This window comes from Phyllobacterium sp. P5_D12 (assembly GCF_054049495.1).
In genome coordinates this window covers 1-2,142 of sequence record NZ_JBFUMG010000674.1, presented here as the reverse complement: position 1 = coordinate 2,142, position 2,142 = coordinate 1, and the positions used below count along the sequence as shown (strand labels likewise).

The 2,142-nt window shown below is 59.6% G+C and carries 3 protein-coding genes; all 3 read right to left on the bottom strand.

Going from position 1 to position 2,142, the window contains the following annotated elements; translation table 11 throughout:
- Nucleotides 1-345 (bottom strand): chromate transporter (locus ACXJ5O_RS25130; RefSeq protein WP_457302286.1); only part of this gene is annotated, 345 nt, incomplete at its 3' end.
- Between the two features lie 135 nt (nt 346-480).
- Nucleotides 481-1,245, bottom strand: a complete 765-nt coding sequence (locus ACXJ5O_RS25125; protein ID WP_457302285.1) for an SDR family NAD(P)-dependent oxidoreductase — start codon at nt 1,243-1,245, stop codon at nt 481-483.
- A partial coding sequence (locus ACXJ5O_RS25120; RefSeq protein ID WP_457302284.1) for an MmgE/PrpD family protein occupies nt 1,242-2,142 on the bottom strand: 901 nt, incomplete at its 5' end. The genes ACXJ5O_RS25120 and ACXJ5O_RS25125, both read right to left, overlap by 4 nt.

The window sequence follows — 2,142 nt, the reverse complement described above, 5'->3', positions numbered from 1 at the left end:
GGGATAGCCAGCAAGGGCGTCGAACAACTGGCAAAGACCGACGACCGCAAAGAACGGACCGACAAGAAAACCAAGAACGCAGGCCAGTGCGCCCACAGGCCCGCGCAATTGTTCACCCATGCAGATGACCAGATTGACCACATTCGCACCAGGCAGCATCTGCGAAATCGCCAGACTGCTCGAGAAATCCTCTTCGTCGATCCAGCGCTTGCTGAGAACGAACTCCTTGTAGAGCCAACCGCTGAGGCCTCCACCGAAACTCAAGACACCGATCTTGAAGCAGAGGAGAAAGAGAGAACGAAGGCGTGGTGTTTCTAGCGGAGAGGCAGGGACTGGAGAAGTCAAGGGCTGTGTCCGTTGCTTGGCTGAACGACTCTAACTTGATACGCGCTAATCTCGTCTTGGGTCTCCTGCTGGCGTTAGTCAACCGGCAATTTCACGTGTTCAGCACATATTGTCGTGAGCACTCCGCACCGCGCTTCAGGGCAGGAAAGCCCCACCGTTCACATGCATTGTTTGTCCCGTTACGAAGCGCCCTGCCGGGCCGGCGAGATAGAGCACCGCCGCCGCAACTTCTTCAGGTGTGCCGCGCCGGCCGACCAGTGTACGCGTCGTATTATGATGCGCCGGCTCGCCTCCGGATGAGGTATGCGCGCGATTGGTATCGATCATTCCGGGCGAGACCAAATTCACAGTGACGCCCCGCGGACCAAGCTCATGTGCCAAGGCCTTGGTGAACCCATCGAGCCCGGCCTTGGCTGAAATGACATGGGCGCGGTTCATCGCCCCGGTATAGGCGGTAAGACCACCGATATTGACGATTGCTCCCCCCTCGCCTGCGATCAGATGGGGGATCGCAGCGCGGCTCATCAGGAACGCACCGTCCAGGGTCACACCCATGACTTCGCGCCAATCGGCGAAAGACAGCTTCTCGACTGGAGCCTCCCTCCGGATAGCCGCGTTGTTGACGAGAAGATCGAGACGACCAAGTACGTCCACAGTCTTGCCGACGAGCCGCTCCGCGTCGGCCTCTTGCGCCACGTCGCCGAGAAGCACAATTGCCCGGCTGCCGTGTGCTTCGACTTCGCGCGCTACGGATTCAGCCGCCGCCTCATCCGACCTTGCAACGATGGCGATCGAAGCGCCAGCTTCGGCTAGCGCAAGTGCGATCGCCCGTCCTATATTGCGCGATGCACCCGTTACCAGTGCGACACGGCCCTTGAGTTCGCGATTGTCCTTTCTCATGCCCGCGCCGCCCTCAAATCGACCTTGCTGCCCTCTGCAATCTGACTGAGCGAACTGCGTAGTGCGGCGATCTTGTCGTTGTCAAACCCGCCGAACCGCAAATTAGCCTCGAACTTGGAAGCCAGTTCGGCATCCGGCAATGGTTCATGTGCGCCGCCGCGCATGTATGGCTGCCTGAACTCATGTACGGTGCCATCCTTTAGCGTGGCCTTAAGGTGGCCAGTGAAGTTCTTGGGATAAGGGTCGTTCGGATCGATTTCGTAGGAGATTTTCGCTGCGAGACCCCGGACCTCGGGGTCCTTGACGCGCTCGTCCGTAAATTGCCCGAGACCCGCCTCACCATCGAGGAAACCAACTGCCATACAAAAGGGCGTAGAGAATTTGCCGGCATACCCGTTGGGCGGCCGGTGCTTTTCAGCGAGCGGTTCCCATAGGCGATGAACGGTGCCCTCGCCTACCTTGCAAGTGATGGAGACAATGTCTGCGGCCAGCACGCCTGTGGCTGCCAGCTTTCTCGCGCAGTCGATAAAGGGCTGCGTCATGGTCCCGCACGCGTACGGTTTAAAAGCCAGCGTCTCGAGAATCCACTTTTTGCCCAGTCCATCAAGCAGGGGTGCGAAATCTGGCGTCTTCGACGGAGCAAAGGCCTTGTAGAACCCATGCGAACCGTCGAACACGGTAATCGGTCCGGTAAACCCGCCCTCTGCAAGAAGGGCAGCGCGCAATCCGGCCTGTGCCGCAGCTCCAGCATGCAGACGCTTGGTCGAACTGCCGTCTGCGAGATATTCGATGATACCGGACGCGAGACTGCCGGAAATGCCGAGCGCTCTGCCAATCGTTGCGGCGTCAAGACCAAGCGCAGCGCCAACGGCAGCGGCGGCGGCAGGAGCTCCAAAT

Bases quoted from the DNA above. Each gene is read 5' to 3' on its own strand.
- ACXJ5O_RS25125 (WP_457302285.1), bottom strand. From the start codon at position 1,245: ATGAGAAAGGACAATCGCGAACTCAAGGGCCGTGTCGCACTGGTAACG.